The 20,422-nt window shown below is 49.6% G+C and carries 14 protein-coding genes; 11 read left to right on the top strand and 3 right to left on the bottom strand.

Features of this window, described 5'->3' with window-relative positions; genetic code table 11:
• Positions 1 to 63: 63 nt before the first annotated feature.
• On the bottom strand, positions 64 to 1,929 hold the full coding sequence (locus tag ACYVF1_RS27255) for a T9SS type B sorting domain-containing protein (RefSeq protein ID WP_461084942.1): 1,866 nt from the start codon (positions 1,927 to 1,929) through the stop codon (positions 64 to 66).
• Positions 1,930 to 2,061: 132 nt separating this feature from the next.
• On the opposite strand from ACYVF1_RS27255, the gene pyrR reads away from it, so the two are divergent.
• The 3 genes from pyrR to fdhD all read left to right on the top strand — a co-directional run bounded on the left by pyrR (position 2,062) and on the right by fdhD (position 6,250).
• Positions 2,062 to 2,601, top strand: coding sequence for a bifunctional pyr operon transcriptional regulator/uracil phosphoribosyltransferase PyrR (gene pyrR, locus ACYVF1_RS27250; protein ID WP_461084940.1), 540 nt, complete (start codon positions 2,062 to 2,064; stop codon positions 2,599 to 2,601).
• A gap of 122 nt (positions 2,602 to 2,723) precedes the next feature.
• Positions 2,724 to 5,297, top strand: coding sequence for a DUF5686 and carboxypeptidase-like regulatory domain-containing protein (locus ACYVF1_RS27245; RefSeq protein ID WP_461084938.1), 2,574 nt, complete (start codon positions 2,724 to 2,726; stop codon positions 5,295 to 5,297).
• Positions 5,298 to 5,398: 101 nt separating this feature from the next.
• Positions 5,399 to 6,250, top strand: coding sequence for a formate dehydrogenase accessory sulfurtransferase FdhD (gene fdhD, locus ACYVF1_RS27240; protein WP_461084936.1), 852 nt, complete (start codon positions 5,399 to 5,401; stop codon positions 6,248 to 6,250).
• An 84-nt stretch (positions 6,251 to 6,334) separates the two neighbouring features.
• On the opposite strand, the gene ACYVF1_RS27235 is transcribed toward fdhD, so the two are convergent.
• Complete coding sequence (locus tag ACYVF1_RS27235; protein ID WP_461084934.1) at positions 6,335 to 7,201, bottom strand: diacylglycerol/lipid kinase family protein; 867 nt, start codon at positions 7,199 to 7,201, stop codon at positions 6,335 to 6,337.
• 47 nt (positions 7,202 to 7,248) lie between these two features.
• Between ACYVF1_RS27235 and ACYVF1_RS27230 the strand changes: the two genes are divergently transcribed.
• The gene (locus ACYVF1_RS27230) at positions 7,249 to 8,316 is read left to right on the top strand and encodes an App1 family protein (protein ID WP_461084932.1); all 1,068 of its coding nucleotides are present in this window, start codon (positions 7,249 to 7,251) and stop codon (positions 8,314 to 8,316) included.
• Between the two features lie 89 nt (positions 8,317 to 8,405).
• On the opposite strand, the gene ACYVF1_RS27225 is transcribed toward ACYVF1_RS27230, so the two are convergent.
• On the bottom strand, positions 8,406 to 11,834 hold the full coding sequence (locus tag ACYVF1_RS27225; RefSeq protein WP_461084930.1) for a HEAT repeat domain-containing protein: 3,429 nt from the start codon (positions 11,832 to 11,834) through the stop codon (positions 8,406 to 8,408).
• Between the two features lie 218 nt (positions 11,835 to 12,052).
• Between ACYVF1_RS27225 and ACYVF1_RS27220 the strand changes: the two genes are divergently transcribed.
• The 7 genes from ACYVF1_RS27220 (at position 12,053) to ACYVF1_RS27190 (ending at position 20,371) form a co-directional block, all read left to right on the top strand.
• A complete protein-coding gene (locus ACYVF1_RS27220) occupies positions 12,053 to 13,609 on the top strand; it encodes a carboxylesterase/lipase family protein (protein ID WP_461084928.1) in 1,557 nt (518 codons plus the stop codon).
• Positions 13,610 to 13,688: 79 nt separating this feature from the next.
• Complete coding sequence (locus tag ACYVF1_RS27215; RefSeq protein ID WP_461084926.1) at positions 13,689 to 14,687, top strand: phytanoyl-CoA dioxygenase family protein; 999 nt, start codon at positions 13,689 to 13,691, stop codon at positions 14,685 to 14,687.
• On the top strand, positions 14,677 to 16,380 hold the full coding sequence (locus ACYVF1_RS27210) for a carboxylesterase/lipase family protein (protein ID WP_461084924.1): 1,704 nt from the start codon (positions 14,677 to 14,679) through the stop codon (positions 16,378 to 16,380). The genes ACYVF1_RS27215 and ACYVF1_RS27210 overlap by 11 nt, the downstream gene beginning before the upstream one ends.
• A gap of 18 nt (positions 16,381 to 16,398) precedes the next feature.
• The gene (locus tag ACYVF1_RS27205; RefSeq protein WP_461084922.1) at positions 16,399 to 17,694 is read left to right on the top strand and encodes a CitMHS family transporter; all 1,296 of its coding nucleotides are present in this window, start codon (positions 16,399 to 16,401) and stop codon (positions 17,692 to 17,694) included.
• Positions 17,691 to 19,013 (top strand): acyclic terpene utilization AtuA family protein, encoded by a 1,323-nt coding sequence (locus ACYVF1_RS27200; RefSeq protein WP_461084920.1) that lies wholly within the window; start codon positions 17,691 to 17,693, stop codon positions 19,011 to 19,013. Before ACYVF1_RS27205 ends, ACYVF1_RS27200 begins: the two co-directional genes overlap by 4 nt.
• A complete protein-coding gene (locus ACYVF1_RS27195; RefSeq protein WP_461084918.1) occupies positions 19,010 to 19,336 on the top strand; it encodes an AtuA-related protein in 327 nt (108 codons plus the stop codon). The genes ACYVF1_RS27200 and ACYVF1_RS27195 overlap by 4 nt, the downstream gene beginning before the upstream one ends.
• Positions 19,337 to 19,384: 48 nt before the next feature.
• Positions 19,385 to 20,371: an amidohydrolase family protein gene (locus tag ACYVF1_RS27190; RefSeq protein WP_461084916.1), complete on the top strand. Its 987-nt coding sequence runs from the start codon at positions 19,385 to 19,387 to the stop codon at positions 20,369 to 20,371.
• The last annotated feature ends 51 nt before the right edge of the window (positions 20,372 to 20,422 follow it).

Genomic DNA, 20,422 nt, shown 5'->3' with positions numbered 1-20,422 from the left:
TTGTAAAGTTGGTTCCTCATCCAGCAAACTTTACAATTCCAGCGCCCTGCTACTTTACAACTATTACTTACGTAGCAACGTAACAGCCTGCCGGTACGTTGACTGGCTACCATCGGGAAACCGGCAATCAATCCGGTAAACGTAGAGACCTTCAGGAGCGGCTTCGCCGTTAAGCTGCCCGTCCCAGAGCGATTCGCCACTGGAGAGCGAAAAATTAGCCCGATTGTACAGTATGCTCCCCCATCGGTCATATACTGTAAAGGCCGCTACGTTCAGCGACGGGAAACCGAATCGTACCGTAAGTCCATCATTCTGTTGATCGGCGTTGGGCGAAAAGGCGGTCGGTAAATGAATCAAATTGGCGCAATCTACCGGAATAATCACGGTTTGAGTAAGCACGCATTTGTCCGGGTCGCGTATGGTTAGTGTATACGTACCGCCCGCTAAGGCCGAAAACGACTCCGCCCGCTGAAAGGTCAGTCCATCAATAGCGTATTCAACAGCACTTGCGTTAGGGTTAGGGGTAATAGTCATTGATCCGTTTTTCAGGCCGCACCCCTCCTTTGTCGTTTCAATTGTAACAAGTTGCGGGCCTTTGCTCGCAGCTACGCTCACTGACTGACTAATTGTGCAACCTGCACTATCGCGCGCCACCAGCGTATACGTTCCGCCGGTAAGCCCCGTAAATTGATCACTAGACTGATACGTCTGATTATCGACACTGTAGCGGATGGGTTTGTTACCGCCCGCAATCGTTATGGAAGCTTCTCCATTTGGCTTTCCACAGGAAGTCGGAATGGTATATGCCCCAAGCACCGTCATGGGTTGCCAGCCAGGAATGCTAAACGCTCTATTCACTTCGCACCCATTGGCATCGCGCACCCGAACGGTATAACTGCCTCCTGACAATTTGGTAAATACAGGCGTATTCTGAAATGTTCTTCCATAATCGATGGAATACGTAAGGGGGGATTTACCGCCCGACGCCTGAACACGTACCTCGCCATTCGCAGTAGTGCAGCGTGGGGGTGTACTGGTTAGGTTGGTAATAGTGGGGGCGGCATCAGTTGTGATGGTTACCGATTGCGACGCCTGGCACCCTGCCGCGTCTTTCGCTACAACAGTATAAGAACCTGGTGCCAGCCCTGCAAACAAGGGCGCATCCTGGAACGTACCCGTATTGAGTTTATATTGCCAGCCAGTAGCGCCGGTTGCAGTTACTTCAATAGAGCCACTCGCTTTTTCGCATCCCGAATTGTTTGATCTGGCCGTGAAAGATGGCTCAACTATTTCAACGGTAATTGGTATGGCAGGGCTTTCGTTTTTATATAACGTTTGGGTTATATAGAACGTAGTAGTTTTCGTAATTATGGGACTGAACGTATTACCCCTACCTAGTAAACCAGTTTTCGCATCCGACGAATACCAGCGAATATCCTTTCCCGTCACAGTTAAGTTTATCGGTACTCCTTTACAGAATTTAGAACCCGATTTGAGCACAATCCGATACAACTCAACCTTACCACCACCCGCTTTTGGGCACGTAGTCTGATTCGTAATGTATTCATACGTACCAGTCAGACTTTCGTCGGTGGCGTTGTAGGTCACCTGACCGCGAAAGTAGCAAATGTCTTTTTGGGCATCGGTTTTGCCGTTTTTATCAGTTTCGCCAAACGTAAGAGTAGAACCCGCCACCTGACCTGTCACATAAGCGACCCCGCCGAAGGGTAAATCAGGGTCGGCAGTTTGGGCCGTTCCGCCTATAGTAGTACCCGTTTGGGTAAGATTCATTGAATAATTATAAATCTCCTTGGTAGGGTCGGAAGGATAAACAACGCCTAACCAGTACCCAGCTACGTTCTGCGCGTTACTTCCTGAATACATACAGACCAGCAGGCCGATAATCCCGAACGTACACCTGATCTTCATCGCTCCTAAGATACCTGATTCCACAACCAAAACTACACATACAGTAAAGCCTTCACAATACTGCATTTGTATGATTTATGGAATGGTAGTTTTCAGGTGTCTATTATATTTACAGACCTTTATTTATATAGTATGAACCAGCAGCGCCTAATTCTATCCAGTCCGTTACTTGAAATTGTAATCAGCCGTTTGGCACAACAATTGATCGAAACTCACCAGAATTTTGCTGAAACAGTGCTACTGGGCATGCAGCCGCGCGGTATTTATTTTGCTGAAAGGGTCGCCCGTGAGCTGAACCGCACGCTGGGCCATTCGGTACCACTGGGTTATCTGGATGCTACGTTCTACCGCGACGATTTTCGCCGACGCGATTCTCCGCTACGTCCAAATGCTACCCACGTACCGTTTATCATTGAAAATAAACGCGTTATTTTAATTGACGACGTATTGGCAACGGGTCGTATGGTTCGGGCCGCTCTCGACGCCATGACTGCTTTTGGCCGACCCGGAAAAGTGGAGTTGCTGGTGCTTATTGACCGACGATATAACCGCGACCTTCCAATTAAACCTGACTACACCGGTAAGCGTGTTAATACGTTAGAATCGCAACGTGTTCTGGTCGAATGGACCGAGCAGGGAGCTGATGCCGATCGAATCTGGCTGGTCGGTTAAAAAAAGTTTCGCGATTTACTTCAAATAATTGAAAGTAAGGGCTTTATTTATCTCACTTTAAGATGTTTTTAATCTTATAGACTAAGTATTTTCACTATATTCGCTGTCTGGAAATACCTAAAATGAAACTTTTCTACTCCGTACTCGTAACTTTACTTTTTTTCACTTCATTTAGCATCAACAGTTTTAGTCAGGGGCAGACTACGTACACCGTTACGGGTCTGGTTACTGACGCTGGCACAGGTGATCCGATTCCATTTGCCAGCGTAGCGTTGGTCGGGCGCAAAAACGGTGCGTTAACCGACGAACGTGGTCGTTACACGCTTACCGTAAAACTACTTTCCGACTCTCTGGCGGTGAGCTCAATGGGTTACAAAACCCTTCGCAAGTTTATTGACAAGGAACGTACTTCGCAGGCTGTCGACTTCAAACTGACATCAGCTGGAACTGCCCTGCAGGAAGTTACTGTTCGCGCCGGCGAAAACCCAGCCTGGCGTGTGCTACGTCAACTACGTAAAAACCGGTCTATCAACGACCGTACTCGCCTGTCAGCTTATGAATACGACAGCTACGTTAAAACCGACGTAGCGTTAAGCCACGTAACGGACAGGATGCGTAAAAATCCGCTGATTAAAAAGATTAATCAGGCGATGAGTAAGCATGATTCAATCATTGATGATGAAGGCCATCGGGTTCTGCCTTTGCTGGCTTCCGAATCAGTGTCCCGGTATTATTATCGTGATAGTCCGTCGCGTAAACGGGAAGACATCCGCAAGACGAGAATTCGGGGCGTAGCCGTCGATGATGCCGGATTGAGTTCGCAGTTGCTGGGCGGTACTAATCTGGTTAACCAGAATTTCTACGATAACTACATTCCTATTCTGGGAAAAGATTTTGCTTCACCCATCGGCGATAACTGGAAAAACTGGTACGAATTTTATCTGGCCGACACTACCCAAATCGGTGATAATGTCTGTTACGAAATTCAGTTTGATCCAAAACGACCCGAAGATTTGGTTTTCACGGGTAAGGCCTGGATCGATACCACTACGTTTGCGCTTTGCATGATCGAAACCAAAATTGGTAGTGGCGCTAACCTCAACTACGTCAAAAGCCTGACCATTGAGCAGGAGCTTGAACCAACGTACGACTCAACTTCTAACAAGTCAGTTACTACAGGCTGGTTGCCCGTTAGTATTCATCTAACGGCCGATTTAACGGGCGTCGGGAAGCAGTCACTGGGTTTACGAGCCAAAGTAACGCTACGTAACAGCAATGTTATTGTGAATCGCCCCAAACCGATTTTGTTTTACGAACAGCCCATCGAACCGAGCGACACCGCTTCTACGGCTAACGATGCTTACTGGAGTAGTATCCAGAAAAATCTGGCCGGGGCCGATTCTTTGAACAAAGAAGATTTAAAGACGCGCGAAATCATTGGCAAGCTTCGGGCCGTTCCTGCCGTGAGAATGGCCGAAGGAGTAGGTCAGGTACTGATAACAGGATTCTACAAAATGGGACCCATCGACCTTGGCCCCTACCCCTATCTGTTTGCGGTGAATAGTATTGAGGGGCTACGCACTCGCATTGGTTTCCGAACGAATGAAACGTTCAGCCCTCACTGGATATTCCGAGGCTATGTGGCCTATGGTACGCTCGATGATAAATTCAAATACGGAGCCGAGATCAATTATTTATTTTCCCGACAGCACTGGACGGTTGCCGGCGTAACGATCAATCGCGATTTGGAACGACTCGGACTGACGCCTGAATTAATTGGCGGCAACCGAATTTTTTATGCCCTAAGCCGATTTGGACGCTACCGGGGAACCTACGATAATTTCCAGAAGGAGGCTTTCTTCAAAACCGAACCGATTCGGGGTATTCTGCTGACCGCTACGTTGGGAAGCCGCGCCTTTGATCCGCAGTTTCCCTTCCACTACCGCGACCAGCCTGATATGGGCGACGCATCGCCGTTACGTTCCGATATCTTCGACGCGTACTGGTCTATTGAAGCACGGTTGTCGCGGAAAGAAAAATATATTATGGATGGAAATGAGCGTATTACGTTAGGTACCAAACGCGCTCCTATCCTGACGATACGTTATACCCGTGGTGCAAAATCGCTGGGTGGGCAGTTTAACTATGATCGGCTCACGCTGCGTGCCCAGCAATCACTACGTATCGGTGTATTGGGTCGAATGAATTACCTGCTTTCCGCAGGTTATATTCCCTCACCACTACCGGCTCCGCTCCTGTTTCCGCATATTGGTAACCCTACTCCACTGCTCACAACCAATACGTTCAACCGGATGCAGTATTATGAATTCGTAAGCGACCGGTTCGTGGCTTTACACTTGCAGCATCGCTTTGAGGGTTTATTATTCAACCGCTTACCGGGCATCCGTAAACTGAACTGGCGCCTGATTGCTAACTTCGATGCCCTATGGGGCAGCCAGTCCGATGAGAATAAAGCATTGGAAACGACGAAACCTCTGCCCAATGGAGCCCGTTCCATTCGGTTCGGCTCGCTCGATCCCGCCCGCCCTTACATGGAAGTCGGCTATGGCATCGACAACATTTTCAAGCTGATCCGGATTCAGGCTATCCACCGGCTCAATTATCTCAACAACAACATGAATGGCATCCCAACGGACAAATTCGCTCTCAAAGCATCCGCTACGTTGAGTTTCTAAGCGTGAGGTTATAAAGTTATAAGGTAGTAAAGTTTGGTTCGCTGGTCGAACAACTCTACTACCTTATAACTTTATATATATACAACTCTTCAACTTACTTCATGTCGTTCGTTGCGCCCGTTACCATTCAAAAAATTACTCATGAAAGCCTGATCGAAACGCCTGATTTGCTGGCTATTGAAGAACCCCTGGAAATTCGGCTGGGCTTTGGCCCGAACGACAACCGACAGCAACGTTCCGTATCCGTAACGATGCGGACACCGGGCGAAGAAACAGGACGTAACGACGAAGAACTGGCGCTGGGTTTCCTCTTCACAGAAGGTATTATTTATAGCCCCACCGACATTATTTCGTGCCGTCATTGCGTGCAGGACGCCCAAAAAGCAGGCAACGTAATACGTGTTGAACTTCATCCCGATGTTGATATAGATTGGTCGCGACTAACACGTAATACGTTCACGTCATCCAGTTGTGGCCTATGTGGGAAAGCCACTATTGAAGCCGTTACGTCGTTAACGACGGGGCCTGTTACGTCCGATTTTGCTATTGCACACGAAATACTTTATGCCCTACCCGAGCGCGTCCGTATCCAGCAAAGTACCTTCGCTTATACCGGTGGCATCCACGCAGCCGCTCTGTTTAATACCACTGGCAACGTAGTACTTGTTCGCGAGGATATCGGTCGGCATAATGCTTTAGATAAACTAATTGGAGCAGCTTTCTGGCAAAACGAGCTCCCTCTCTCGCAATGTGGCGTCTTTTTAAGCGGACGTATTGGCGTTGAGCTAGTTCAGAAAAGCTGGATGGCAGGTATCCCACTGCTGGCCGCTGTCGGTGCACCTTCCAGCCTCGCCGTACAAATGGCCAAAGAAGCGGGCATCACCCTCCTCGGCTTCCTTCGCGACCAACGGTTTAATGTGTATAGCGGGGATTATAGAGTTATAAAGTTGTAGGGTTATATGGTTATAGAGTTGGCTGACGCATTCGCAAAAACTCTACAACCTTATAACCCTACAACTTTACAACCTTACAACTCCCTACGGCACCAGCATCGTCAGTGCGCCTGGTTCAACGCTGGCTTTGAGTGAAGTAATACGTCCGCAATATTCACCATCGACCTGAAAATAAGCTTTATGGTGCATTTCAATGTTAACCGACGTAGCAGGAAGAATTTCAATCTGTTTTGGATTGAAGGGCTTGAATCGCCAGAAAAGCTTCAGGATTTCGCCAAATGACAGGCGTCGAAAAATAACCACTTCAAACTGACCGTCCGATAAATCGCCATCGGGGTTAATGACTGCACCAGTGCCGTACATTCGAGCGTTAGCCAGTACCACCATAAAAGCAGCCCGGGAAACACACGTATCACCCACGTTAATGGATACACGTAACAGACGTGTTTTTCGCAGAACATTTAGTACGCTACGTAAATATCCCAGCTTCCCACGAAGATTGTTCTGTTCGTAATACTTAACCAGTTGAGCGTTCAATCCAATATCGCCCAGATGCAGACAGATATCGTTGTCGTTAATCCTGATTATATCTACCTTTTTTTGTTTCCCTTCGGTTAAAATAGCCAGACTCCCTTCTACATCAGCCGGAATTTCTAATTCAGTTGCCATCCCATTAGCCGAACCAGCGGGAAGCACTCCTAACGTAACACCTTTCTTATCAAGCAATTGCTCGGCCACAATCTTGAGTGTACCATCGCCCCCAACGGCCACCACGCAATCCGGTTTGTGTTTGTCGATGTGGGTACGTATCGATTCGGCATCGGTCTTTCCATCAAGTTTAAGTAAATGAATTTTGTGGGGAAGCTCTTTAAAGTGTTTTTGAATGGCGTCTTCCCAGTTAGATTTGGTAGTTCCTCCCGAAACGGGATTGATAGCGAATAAAAAGGTCAACTTCTGCGCGTTTTAAAAGTTATAAAGGCGAGTATTGATTATACACTATGGAAACCAGTAAATCGCCCTCTGCCTATAAACAAAATAAAACCGTAAAGGATAGATTACGTCGCCATTTCTTCACGTGGCTCCGGCTAACCAATCAGCCTGTCGTGAAACTTTACCGGGGTTTTGGTACCAATGCCAGCCTGACGGTTCACGGCAGTGTATTTCGCCGGAGCGCCTTACCCCGAAAAACGTATCGCGACAATATCTTTCTGAATCTCTTTGGGTTACTACGTCTGTTTCTGGTACGTCCGTATCCACACGCGAGAGTTCGCATTCTGGCAGGCGACCAGATTGCCGAAGCCCAATCCGATATCGACGGTTATTTTCGGGTCGATGTTCCGCTAACGCAACCGCAGCCGTGTGGCTGGCATACTGTTCGGGCGCAGCTCATCGCTCCTTCTTCGGAAGCTATTTTGGATGAAAATGAAGGGCAGGTTTTAGTGCCACCACACACCCAATTCGGCTGCATTTCCGACATCGACGATACGTTTCTGGTGTCGCACTCAGCTGATATCATGAAACGGCTAAAAGTTATTTTGACTCGTAACGCGCACAGCCGCCAGCCGTTCGATGGTGTTGTGGCGCATTATCAGCTTTTGGCAGAAGCCCAAAGTGGCACCGATGCAACGAATCCGTTCTTCTACGTATCAAGCAGCGAGTGGAATCTGTACGATTATATCCTTGAATTTTCGAGAAAAAATGGCCTGCCGGAAGGCGTTTATCTGCTTAGTCCGTTAAAGCAACTTTCAGAGGTTTTAAAAACGGGGCAGGGCAGGCACATGACTAAATTTGCCCGGATAGTACGTATTCTGGAAGCTTACCCCGATCAGCGTTTTATTCTGCTTGGGGATGATACTCAGGAAGATCCGAATATTTACGCTGCTCTTGTCAGGCATTTTCCGGAACGTATTGTAGCTGTATACATCCGGCAGGTCCACGGCAAAAACGAGCCTAAAACTCGAGAAACTCTTCGTGAAGTCGAAGCGGCCGGAGTGCCTGTCTGTTATTTCGCCCACAGCGCCGACGCCAGAAAGCATTCGCTGGAATTGGGCTTAGTGGCCAGTTAATAGGCACCGACAGGCTCTGGCTGTTGGAGACGCGATAGCGGCTAACAATATAGCGACAATCAGCAGCCGGAGCCTGTCAGTACCTGAATTTATTTATCTTCTTTCAACGTCGCCAAGAAGCTAACAACGTCGCGGATTTCGCGTTTGGTGAGCAGATATTTCATCTCGGGCATACTCGATGGCGCTGTGGTTCGCTTCGCAATCTGCGTTTTCGGGATAGCCATATCCGGCTGGTCGCCCACTTTCACCTTGACTTCGGTTGGCGTTTCTTCCTGAAGAATGCCATTGACGATTTTACCATTTTTCAGTTTCAGTTCGACCGTCCCAAAACCCGGCGCCAGCCGCGCACTTGGATTTATCAACGCTTCCAGCAATTGCTCGCGCGAAAGTCGACTAGCAACACCATTCAGACGGGGGCCGGCGTTGCCACCCAAATCATCGTAGGCATGACACCGAATGCACTGCGCCGTCTGGTGTCGGAAGAAGATTCGGCGACCCTGATCTGGCACTCCACCCAGCAGACTTCCTTTATATGAAGCCGCCAGCGCATCCGGCGACAGTTTAGACGTAATGGCTTTATACCGAGCCGTCAGCGGAGCCGAGTGAGCGCTTTCGATAGATTCCTCCAGCTCTAGCTGAAGTTCAGGAGACAACGTACCAGCCGACAGTTTCTTGAGTAAATCATCAAAAACGGCTTGTGTAGTTGCAATAGGCAATTTACCCAAGGTCAATAGGGCGGCCTGTTTTTCTTCGGTAGTACGCGTGTTGATTACGTCCGACAGCAGCGACACCATTTTGGCTTTTGGCATGTCAGATTTAGCGAGCAGATCCAATCCGGCGACACGTACCGTTTTTTCGTTATCAGCCAGCGCCGTTTCGATGGCTTTACTCACCTGTTTGTCAGACATGGCGGCTAGAGAACGTAACGCAGCGACGCGCATTTCAGCCTCTTTATCAGTGGTTAAACGCGCGAATAGAGCGTCGGAAGCGTCACCCAGATTCAAGCGCGTAATGGCTTTGGTAGCTGCCTGCCGTAGGGCCAGTTCGGAATGATTCAGCAGTTGCGTGTACATGGCCCCCGCCTTCGATTTTACTATTGCTAGATCTCGCTCGACCACACCCCGATAACGTCCATCAACCCGGTCAAGCACGGACGGTTTCGCCCAGGTACTCAGTGCGTCCATCGCTTCGGCCCGCATAGCAATCGGAGCCCCTTCTTTCTGCGCATAATCAATCAGATTCTGCATAGCCTCCGACGTACCGGCCCGCAAATTGGCATTGATGACCCGACGTAGCAAAGCTTCATTTGTAAAGCTGGTTGTTTTCAATACGTTGCCCAACGCAGGCAGAGCTGCAGGAATCGACAAATCGTCGTTGATACCACGAGCCGCTTCGGTAACGATAAATTCATCTTTATCCCCCAGGAAAGATGCAATACCAGGATCGCTCATGCGACGTAGCGCCACCACCGCTGCGATACGTACCGCCCGCGACGGATGACTAGCCAGAGCCACCACCGGAGCCGGTTTGCCGATACGTGCCAGCGCCAGGCTAGCCGCGTGACGAATGTAAACGTCCTCGTCGTTGTTGGCTTCCAGCAGTTGAATAAGCGGTTGTGTAGCTGGCTCATACGCGATACGTCCCAGCGCTTCGGCGGCAAAGAAACGGGTGCGACTGTTGGCATCTTTCAGCAAAGGAATCAAAGCCGAACCCGCGTCAACATAGCGAACATCACCCAACCATTTTGCAGCCTGCGCCCGAATTTCGGGGTCATTGTCGGTCAATAATGGCATTAGTAATTTTCCGTATTGCTTATCCTGACGTATCAACTGGCTGATGCCCCATATACCGTGTACGCGCGCCAGTTGGTTATCCATTTGTTTGGTCGAAGCCGTCAATACGTCGACGCCCTTGGCACCCCGTTTCACCAATTCAAACTGGGCTTTCTGCCGAACGCGCATATCAGGATTTTTCAGCAATTCGCCCAAATCGGTTTCGGAACGGGACGTAAATTTCTCGCTCAACAACGTTTTAGTACGTTGCCGGTCTGCCCAGTTGGCTCCAGCCTGATCGTCCAGTTTCCAGATACGTCCGTAATCTTTCGTATCCCAGCCGTTAATCCAGTCTGCTACGTAAAGCGCCCCATCTGGACCAAAATCAATGCCGGTTGCCAGTACGTTGCTCAGAATTTTTTTCTGCTCACCCAGTTCGAAACCAGCTCCTTTGGATTTTAATTTAAACGCATGAATACCCGAACGAGCTGGATTTCCAACAAATTCGGCCAGGAAAAACGTGTTTTTATAGGCTGGACTTAGTGCCGTTCCCGGATTGTATTTCATGCCCGCGGGACCGCTGACGAAGTTGGCAATGGTTGGCGTGATGTAAGCAGCCTGCCCCTCAAAACGAGGTTTATACATCTGCTCGTCCATCCAGACTTTGTACGTATTGTTGTTCGGGTCACGGTATTTTCCGTACTGCCAGTTGCTGCGCCAGCCTGTGTCTGAGCCATTTACGATGTAAACCAGCCGCTCTTTTTCGCCGGGATGGTCGCCGTCGTTGTCTTCGCTGATCAGGTTACCGTACTCATCAAACACAAACTCGTGCGTGTTCCGAACACCATGCGCAAATACTTCAAAATCAGAGCCGTCGGGGTTGGAACGAACAATAACGCCACTATTCGGGTGCGACCATTGCTTGCCATCCTTATCTTTTCCATTGAAGCCAATATCCCCGATTTGCCAGTAAACTTTCCCGTCGGGTCCCATCACAATGCCCGACATGCCGTGTCCACTAAAGCCAACGTGAATGCCGTAACCATGTGAAATAGACGTTTTTGACTCAGCAATACCGTCGCCGTCTTTGTCCTGCATCCGCCACAAATCAGGGCCGACGGCCACAAACAGATCGTCGCCATACTTCATAACGCCACCCGCTACGTCGGTTACTTCATCGTTGAAATCTTCAACAACAAGTTGCGACAAATCGGCAACGCCATCACCAGACGTATCTTCAATCCGGTAAACGTGTTCTTTTTCGACGGCCATATCGAGCCAGTCGTGAGAGCCATCACCATTAATATCTTTCAGCCACTCGTTTTTAGCGCTGTTCTCAGGTGAAAGTACCTTATGCAGGAAAGCCCGTTTATCCTCAATTGTTTGCAGCCGATTCGACTCGATTTCCCAGTCCTGATGCCCCCGAATGTCGAATTCAGAGTTTTTTTGCCGGTTGGTACGGGTATAATAAAGTTTGCCATCGTCGCCGATATTGATGGCAATCGGGTCAGCTACTAATGAATCCACGCCCCACAATTTCAGGGTAAGTCCCGACGCCATTTCGGGTTTGACGGTAGCTTCTATGGCCTGCGCCAGTTGAGCAGCTTTCGCCGGGTCTAAACGTTTGATTCGACGGTTAATAGGGTCTTTGTCATGCTGGTATCCCACCAGCCCAACCACGGCTGCCAGCGCCCCAAGCCAGCCAACCTGTTTTTTCACAAACGTATTCACCTTCTTTCTTTCCATGATCAATGATTAGTACGTATTAACGAAACGCTTGGCCTATCAGAAACGTACGGGTTTGTAATGCCAACATCCATGTCGATACGTTCTGTTAAAGACAATTTTTGCCCTATGCTACTTGCTTTTGTGCTCCGACACATACCAAGTAACAGCATCCTTATAAGTAAGATTTGATGCGTATTCCCTTAGAGTAAGGGGCTTGCCGAATCTCCTGTATACCTATGAAAAAGCCATTACCCTTTCTTATTTCCGCCTTATTGCTTTCGCTGACTCTTGTTGCCTACACACCTGCTCCCGTCAAACTCGACGTAGTCCGTGTTGAAGGTGGACAGATTTCCGGTACGTCGAACAAAGCTGGTGACGTAGCGATTTTCCGGGGAATACCATTTGCCGCTCCACCGGTTGGCCCGCTACGTTGGAAGGCCCCTCAACCCGTTACGTCCTGGTCTGGTGTCAAAAAATGCGATGCGTTTGGCGCAAGCCCCATGCAGGGAAATCCAGCTCCGTTTGGACCATGGAGCGCCGAATACCTGATTCCCAAAGAACCCATCAGCGAAGATTGTCTGTATCTGAACGTATGGACAGGGGCAAAATCGGCTAGTGAAAAACGGCCGGTTCTGGTCTGGATTTACGGGGGTGGATTCAACAGCGGAGGAACCGGTTGTGCCATCTACGACGGTGAAGCGACGGCACAAAAAGGAGTCGTTTTTGTGAGCATCAACTATCGGGTTGGGCCGTTTGGGTTCTTCTCCCATCCTGAACTTACGGCCGAATCGGGGCACAACGCTTCGGGTAATTACGGATTAATGGATCAGGTTGCCGGTTTGCAATGGGTCAAAAAGAATATTGCGGCCTTCGGTGGCGATCCCAACAACGTAACGATTGCGGGCCAGTCGGCGGGTTCCATGAGCGTGAACTGCATGGTTGCTACGCCATTGGCTAAAGGCTTGTTCAACAAAGCCATAGCCGAAAGTGGCGCCGGTTTTGCCAGACCGTATCCGAGTCTTCAACAGGCTGAAGAAGCCGGTCAGAAAATGGCGCAGACGTTGGGCGTGTCGACTTTGGCAGAGTTACGGGCAAAACCAGCCGAAGAAATTCTTAAAAAAGGTCAGGGACGCGGTCCAGTCATTGATGGCTACGTATTGCCTCAATCCATCGCCGATATTTTTGCGGCTGGTCAGGAAAACGACGTTACGTTGCTTACCGGCTGGAACGAGGACGAGGGCATGAATTTCGGGCAGATGAAGAACGCGGAAGCCTACCGTAAACAAATTCAGGAACAATACGGCGAACGGGCCGACGAATTCCTGAAATTCTATCCCGGAACCACCGACGCCGAAGCGGCCACGTCGCAACGTAACATGTCGCGCGATATGATCTTTGGCGCTCAGAATTATACTTGGGCAAACATTCAAAGCAAAAAGGGCAAAAAAGTGTACGTCTATCGATTTGCCCGGAAAATACCGGCTACGGGCGAATATGCTAAATACGGCGCTTTCCATACGGGCGAGGTGCCGTATGCCTATGACAATCTGCAATTTATCGATAAAAGTCTGCGCCCACTGGAGCCTGTCGATAATGAACTGGCGAAACAGATGTCGACGTATTGGGCGAATTTTACCAAAACCGGTAATCCAAACGGCAAGGGACTTCCGCAATGGCCTATCTACGCAACCGATTCCCGGCAGATTATGATTTTCGGCGATCAGTCGAAGGCCGCTCCCCTGCCCGATGGCCCCGCGCTGGATTTCCTGTTCACGACAATGGGAAAACGATGATTGTAAAGCCAATAAATAATACGTTCTTTTCTGGCGGCATACAGATCGCTACTAAAAATTCAGCCTAAATTTTTCAGCTATGACCACAGGTTTGGATGAGTTGGCGGCATCGACCGAAACAGGCCAATTAGGCATTCTTCATCTGAAGCGATATTGGGCGAAAAAAATGGCTGTTCGGCAGGGGCAGTTGGCAAGTGACTCTTTTGAAGACGAACATGATCTGGACACCGCCCTCTTGAGCGCTCTCAACCTTGGCCTTGAGCCCACTCTTCAATATTTGTTTCAAAGGTCTCCAAGTTTTCCGGAATTTGAGCTCTGGATACAAACCGTTACCGGTGGGCCGCCCAAGGGTGATAAAGTTACTCAATTCAACGCTCGGCTACTGGACGGTAACTGGACGCAAACTGACCTGCCAGAATCCGAACCTACGCTTAGTGAGGATGATCTGGCACACTGGGAAACTCACGGTTACGTAAGCATTAAAAATGCCATCCCGCAGCAGGATTGCGAACAAACCATTGATTTGATCTGCGATTTTCTGAAAATAGATCGGTATGATCCCAAGACCTGGTATACTCCTCGTTCGGATAAGCAAGGCATCATGGTTCAATTGTTTCAGCATCCGCTTTTAACCAGGAATCGAGAATCAGCCCGCATTCGGGTTGCTTATGAGCAGTTATGGGGCCGGACCGATTTATGGGTAAGTACCGATCGGGTCGGATTTAACCCACCTCAAACCACTACCTGGAAATTCCCAGGACCAAACCTTCACTGGGACGTTCGCCTGGATCGGCCTGTGCCATTCGGCGTGCAAGGCTTGTTGTATCTTTCAGACACACAGGCCAATCAGGGCGCGTTTACGTTAGTACCTGGTTTTCAACACAAATTAGCAGATTGGCTGGCCAACATTGACCCTAAAACCGATCCTCACACCCAGAATCTAATGGCCCTTGGTGCGAAACCAATTGAAGGTTCTGCCGGAGATTTTATCATCTGGCATCACGCTTTACCTCATGGCAGCAGCCCAAACACAGCCGCTGCGCCCCGTTTTGTACAATACATCAATTATGCCCCTTAAATCAATGGAAGTCAACTATAGTATACGAAGAGCTCTTGAACAACGTATCGTTCCTTTTCAGACGAACGTATGGCTGCTCATGCTATTCACCGTTACGTTCCCACTCCTGTCGATTGGACAAAACCAGAAAGCCCCCACTACGTCGCTCGTAACGGGTAAGGACGTAGCCGTTGTTTCTACCGAATCTGGAAAAGTTCGGGGCTATATTCACAATACCATTTACACGTTCAAAGGTATTCCCTACGCCAAAGCCGAACGCTTTATGGCACCCACCAAACCCGATTCGTGGACGGGTGTTCGTAGTTCGATGAGCTATGGCCCCGTTTGCCCGCTGATGGACCCTACTACGTCGGTGATGGACGAATCGGAGTTTGTGTTTCACCACGACTGGGGTTATCCGAATGAAGATTGCCTGCGATTAAACATCTGGTCGTCAGGTGTCAGTGATTCCAAAAAGCGACCGGTTATGGTTTGGCTGCATGGTGGCGGACACGTAGCAGGCTCCTCGCAGGAATTGCCTTCGTACGATGGCGAGAACATCAGCAAGAAAGGCGACGTAGTGCTGGTGTCAATTAATCACCGGCTAAATATTCTGGGATTTCTTGACTTGTCTGCCTACGGCGAAAAATACAAAGCTTCGTCCAATACGAGTATTATGGATATGGTTGCCGCGTTGCAATGGGTCAAAACGAACATCGCCAACTTTGGTGGCGATCCCAACAACGTAACGATTTTCGGCCAGTCGGGCGGGGGCGGCAAGGTCAATACGTTGCTGTATACACCGTCGGCCAAAGGCCTTTTCCAGAAAGCGATTATTCAAAGCGGTGGACTTGGACTTAGCTTCCATGAACCTGCGCTGACCAAACGCGTAGGCGCTGCCGTACTGGATGAGTTAGGCATCAAAGCCGATCAGGTTGATGAGATTCAGAAGGTACCGTTTGGAAGACTGGCCGCTGCGGGTAAAAAGGCCGTACTGAAAGTGCAGGAACAAGTGAAAGCGGAAGGTAAACAAACGGGGGTTTTTGGCCTGATGTGGGGACCAACGCTCGACGGAAACTTACTGCCCTATCAACCCACCGACCCGACGGCTCAATCAATTTCCAGCACAATTCCGTTGCTGATTGGGTCTACGAAAAATGAATTTATGGCTTCATTACGTTTGCCAGATAGCAACGCGCTGACGATGGACGAGGCCAAAAGTATGCTGCAAAAACAGTACGGCGACAAGACTGATGCCTTCATTGCGGCCCTCAAAAAAGCGTATCCAAACGATACCAAACCTTCCGATTTGCTTGATGTAGACGGTATGTTCCGACGTAGCGCCATCAAAATGGCAGATGTAAAAGCAACCTCGTCCGCGCCGGTGTACATGTACCTTTTTACGTATCAGTCGCCAGTACTGGACGGGCGTTATAAAGCCATGCACTGCACCGAAATCCCGTTTGCGTTCAACAACGTAGCCCGCTGTGAAGAAATGACCGGCGGCACCAAAGCGGCTTATGAGCTGGCCGACAAAGTGAGTCAGGCATGGGTAAGTTTCGCCCGGACCGGCAATCCGAACCATAAAGGTCTACCCAACTGGCAGAGGTATACGCCCGCCAACGGAGCGACGATGTTGCTTGATAATCAGTGCGTAGAGAAATACCATCACGATAAAGAAGCGCTGGCGATTGGCCCGCAGATATCGCTTTAAACTCCTTCAAAAAATTGTATGCTGTCGCTTCTGGGGTTTGCTACCATCGGTATCTTTCTGGCGCTCATCATTACCAAACGGCTATCGGTCATAACAGCGTTGGTGCTGGTGCCTTTGGCGATGGGTTTACTGGCGGGGTTCAGTCCGAAAGAACTGGGCGAAATGATTCTGACGGGCATTAAGCAGGTGGCGCCAACGGGTATTCTGCTGATGTTCGCTGTGCTTTATTTCGCCACCATGCTCGACGCCGGTCTGTTCGATCCGATCATTGCGGGTATCATCCGCTACGTTAAAGGCGACCCGCTGAAAGTAATTGTCGGAACGGCCATCCTAACAATGATTGTCCACCTTGACGGAGACGGTACCGCTACGTTCATGATCGTGATGTCGGCCTTTTTACCGATCTATCGCGAGCTAAAAATCAACAAGTTAATTTTACCGGGAATCGTTGCGCTGAGTGTTGGCCCCCTCCATCTGGTACCCTGGTCTGGTACGTCGGCGCGGGCCATTTCGACGCTAAAAACCGACGCTACGCAATTGTTCAACCCGAACATTCCCGCGATAGTAGCGGGTGTCGCCTGGGTCTTATTTGTAGCCTATTGGTTTGGTCGGCAGGAGCGAAAACGACTGGGCATAACAGATTTCCACTACGTTCATCACGAAAATCTGACCGAGCAACAGCGGCTGCTACGTCGCCCAAAGCTCTTCTGGCTCAACGCCTTACTGACCATTACGCTCATCGTTACGTTGATGAAAGGCTGGGTGCCTACACCGGCCTTGTTCATCGTAGCAGCTACGTTGGCGTTACTGATCAACTACCCAAAACTGGTCGATCAACAAAAAGTGCTACGTGGTCACGGCAACAACATTTTTATGGTGTCAAGCATGATTTTCGCGGCTGGCGTTTTTTCAGGAATTCTGACCGGTTCGAAAATGATTGACGCTATGGCGACGTCGCTGGTGTCGCTGGTTCCCGAACAACATGCTGCCTGGATTCCTACGCTGACCGCCATTACAAGTATGCCAGCCAGTCTGCTTTTTACACCCGATGCATATTATTTTGGCGTCGTTCCGATTTTAAGTCAGACCGCTACGCAATTCGGAATTGATCCTCTGGAAATCGGGCGGGCGGCTTTGCTGGGGCAGATGACAGTTGGGTTTCCGGTTAGCCCGCTAACGGCCTCTACATTTCTGCTCGTCGGACTGGCCGACGTTGATTTGGGTGACCACCAGAAGTTCATTCTGAAATGGGCGTTTGGTACTACGTTGGTCATGACGCTGGCAGCACTCTTAACCAGTTCCATTCACCTATGAAAGAACGAATTCGAATTGGCTGTGGCGCTGGTTTTTCCGGCGACCGATTAGAACCTTCGGTGGTGCTGGCTCAGCGTGGAAACCTGGATTATCTGGTGCTGGAATGCCTGGCCGAACGTACCATCGCGCTGGCCCAGAAACGCAAACGGCAAAATCCGTCGCTGGGTTACGACCCATTGCTCGAACGTCGAATTGAACGTTTATTGCCGTATCTGATAGCCAACAACGTTCGACTCATTACGAATATGGGCGCAGCAAATCCGCTGGCCGCTGGGCAAAAAATCATAGAAATTGCTAAAAAAATAGACGCATCGGTTACGGTTGCCGTTGTCACTGGCGACGACGTATTTGACCAGCTTTCGGGCGAAGAGATTTCGCTGGAAACGGGCAAACCCCTGACCGAATCTGGCCCATTGATTTCAGCAAATGCTTATCTGGGAACCGACGCTATTTTACCCGCTCTCGCAACCGGAGCGAATATTATCATCACCGGTCGCGTGGCAGATCCATCGTTATTTGTGGCTCCGCTTGCTCACGAATTTGGCTGGTCGTTGGACGATAGCAATCAGATTGGCCAGGGAACTGTAATCGGTCATTTATTAGAATGCGCCGGACAATTGACGGGTGGATATTTCGCCGATCCCGGAAAAAAAGACGTACCAGATATGGCGCATCTGGGGCACCCTTTCGCCGATGTTACGTCGGATGGAACGGCTGTTTTTGGTAAAGTAGACGGCACAGGTGGTTTGCTGAACGTAGCAACGGCCAAAGAACAACTCTTATACGAAGTCATGGACCCTGCCCACTACGTTACCCCCGACGTAGTAGCTGATTTCACGCAGGTACGTCTGGAAGAAATCGGTCTGAATCAGGTCATGGCAACGGGCGGGCAGGGAAAAACCAGACCTAATACGTTGAAAGTGAGTGTCGGTTACGATGCTGGCTATATCGGCGAGGGAGAAATTTCGTATGGCGGTTCAAACGCGCTGGGCCGGGCCAAACTTGCCGGAGCTATCATTGAGGAACGTTTACGAGATCGATTTAGTGATCTTCGCGTGGATTACATTGGTAGTACGTCGGTGCATCGAACCCAGTTCGGTGCATATCCTAAACCTTATGAAATCCGATTGCGGGTTGCCGGACGAGCGGCTACGTATCAACAGGCGGCTTTGGTCGGCGAAGAGGTGGAAGCGTTGTACACCAACGGGCCGGCGGGTGGCGGTGGTGCCCGCAAATACGTTCATGAGGTCGTGGGCATCGTTTCGACGTTGCTTTCACGCGATAAAATCAACTCACAAGTCATGGTATTTCGATCATGAAAATCAAACTGTACGACATCGCACATAGTCGGGCGGGCGATAAGGGCAACACGTTGACACTATCGCTAATCCCCTATCATTCTGACAATTACCCGCTAATTCAGAAACTTATCACAGCCGAAGCAGTCAAGAAACACCTGAGTGGCATTGTTGCAGGTGACGTATTACGCTATGAGTGGCCCAACCTGCCTGCACTTCAGTTTGTGTGCCAGCAAGCGTTGATGGGGGGCGTTACTACGTCCTTAACGATGGATACGCACGGCAAAAGTCTGAGCTATGCCTTACTGGAAATGGAGCTGGAAACCGACGAAAATTTTGATTAACAAAATCAACGAAACGATTTTAGCATTTTATTCCCAACTAGTTGACCTATGAAAACACGTTTTCTCCTGATTATAAACCTGTTTATTTCAGGCATTACACACGCCCAAACCGCTCCGCCGAAACGCCCGCTTCCGATCATCGACGTACACGTTCATGCGATGAAAGTAAATCCGAGTTTCGCCATTGAAATGTGTCCGTGGTTTTTACGGGATATGCCCGGAGGTGATCCCAATCAGCAGATGCGGGCGTTTCTAAACACAAGCTGCGTCGATCCGTTACAACCCGCCAAATCCGATCAGGAAATGCAGGACGCCGTTCTTGCCACTATGGAGCGTCTCAACATGACAATCGTAGCTTACGGCGACCCGCAGATTTTACGAAAGTGGAAAAAAGCTGCCCCCGATCGGGTTATTCCCGGTATTGGCGTCAGTGGCCCAAACGACATGACCGTACAGGCTTTTACCGATTCGCTTTCGGGAGGCTTTTACAAAGTGATGGGTGAGGTAGCTCCTCAATATCAAGGCCTTTCGCCCAGCGACATGTCGCTTGATGGGTATTTTGCCGCAGCCGAAAAATTAAATATACCCGTTGGCATTCACATGGGAACGGGTGGTAATGGTATGGCGAATATTTCGCAGGCTAAATACCGGGCGTCGTTGGGTCGGCCATTTTTGCTGGAGGATATGCTGGCGCGGCACCCTAAATTAAAAATATGGGTGATGCACGCGGGTTATCCGATGATCGATGAAATGATTGGCTTGATGGGCGCCAACGCTTACGTCTACGTTGACCTGGCCGGGTTCATCTGGAGTTATCCGCAGGCCGAAATTCACGCGTATATAAAACGGCTTGTGCAGGCGGGTTTCGGCAAGCGGATTCTCTATGGTACCGATTTTATGGTCTGGCCAAAGTTGTTCGAAACTTCCATCAGCGTAATTGAAAATGCCGATTACCTATCTTTCGACCAGAAACGGGACATTTTATTCAACAACGCCGTTCGTTTTTTCCGGTTAGATCCTGAAAAATTTAAGTAGCTCACTAAGGTGATATTTGTTATCCTGCCTGCGTCAGGATGCAAAAAACCA

The sequence above is a fragment of the Spirosoma flavus genome (assembly GCF_054778555.1).
The sequence above is the reverse complement of the archived record's forward strand: the minus strand, read 5'-3'. Positions and strand labels throughout refer to the sequence as shown.

What these genes read in the sequence shown, in the direction of transcription:
- ACYVF1_RS27255 (WP_461084942.1), bottom strand. Translation starts at nt 1,929, where the DNA reads ATGAAGATCAGGTGTACGTTCGGGATTATCGGCCTGCTGGTCTGTATG.
- pyrR (WP_461084940.1), top strand. Translation starts at nt 2,062, where the DNA reads ATGAACCAGCAGCGCCTAATTCTATCCAGTCCGTTACTTGAAATTGTA.
- ACYVF1_RS27245 (WP_461084938.1), top strand. Translation starts at nt 2,724, where the DNA reads ATGAAACTTTTCTACTCCGTACTCGTAACTTTACTTTTTTTCACTTCA.
- fdhD (WP_461084936.1), top strand. Translation starts at nt 5,399, where the DNA reads ATGTCGTTCGTTGCGCCCGTTACCATTCAAAAAATTACTCATGAAAGC.
- ACYVF1_RS27230 (WP_461084932.1), top strand. Translation starts at nt 7,249, where the DNA reads ATGGAAACCAGTAAATCGCCCTCTGCCTATAAACAAAATAAAACCGTA.
- ACYVF1_RS27225 (WP_461084930.1), bottom strand. Translation starts at nt 11,834, where the DNA reads ATGGAAAGAAAGAAGGTGAATACGTTTGTGAAAAAACAGGTTGGCTGG.
- ACYVF1_RS27220 (WP_461084928.1), top strand. Translation starts at nt 12,053, where the DNA reads ATGAAAAAGCCATTACCCTTTCTTATTTCCGCCTTATTGCTTTCGCTG.
- ACYVF1_RS27215 (WP_461084926.1), top strand. Translation starts at nt 13,689, where the DNA reads ATGACCACAGGTTTGGATGAGTTGGCGGCATCGACCGAAACAGGCCAA.
- ACYVF1_RS27210 (WP_461084924.1), top strand. Translation starts at nt 14,677, where the DNA reads ATGCCCCTTAAATCAATGGAAGTCAACTATAGTATACGAAGAGCTCTT.
- ACYVF1_RS27205 (WP_461084922.1), top strand. Translation starts at nt 16,399, where the DNA reads ATGCTGTCGCTTCTGGGGTTTGCTACCATCGGTATCTTTCTGGCGCTC.
- ACYVF1_RS27200 (WP_461084920.1), top strand. Translation starts at nt 17,691, where the DNA reads ATGAAAGAACGAATTCGAATTGGCTGTGGCGCTGGTTTTTCCGGCGAC.
- ACYVF1_RS27195 (WP_461084918.1), top strand. Translation starts at nt 19,010, where the DNA reads ATGAAAATCAAACTGTACGACATCGCACATAGTCGGGCGGGCGATAAG.
- ACYVF1_RS27190 (WP_461084916.1), top strand. Translation starts at nt 19,385, where the DNA reads ATGAAAACACGTTTTCTCCTGATTATAAACCTGTTTATTTCAGGCATT.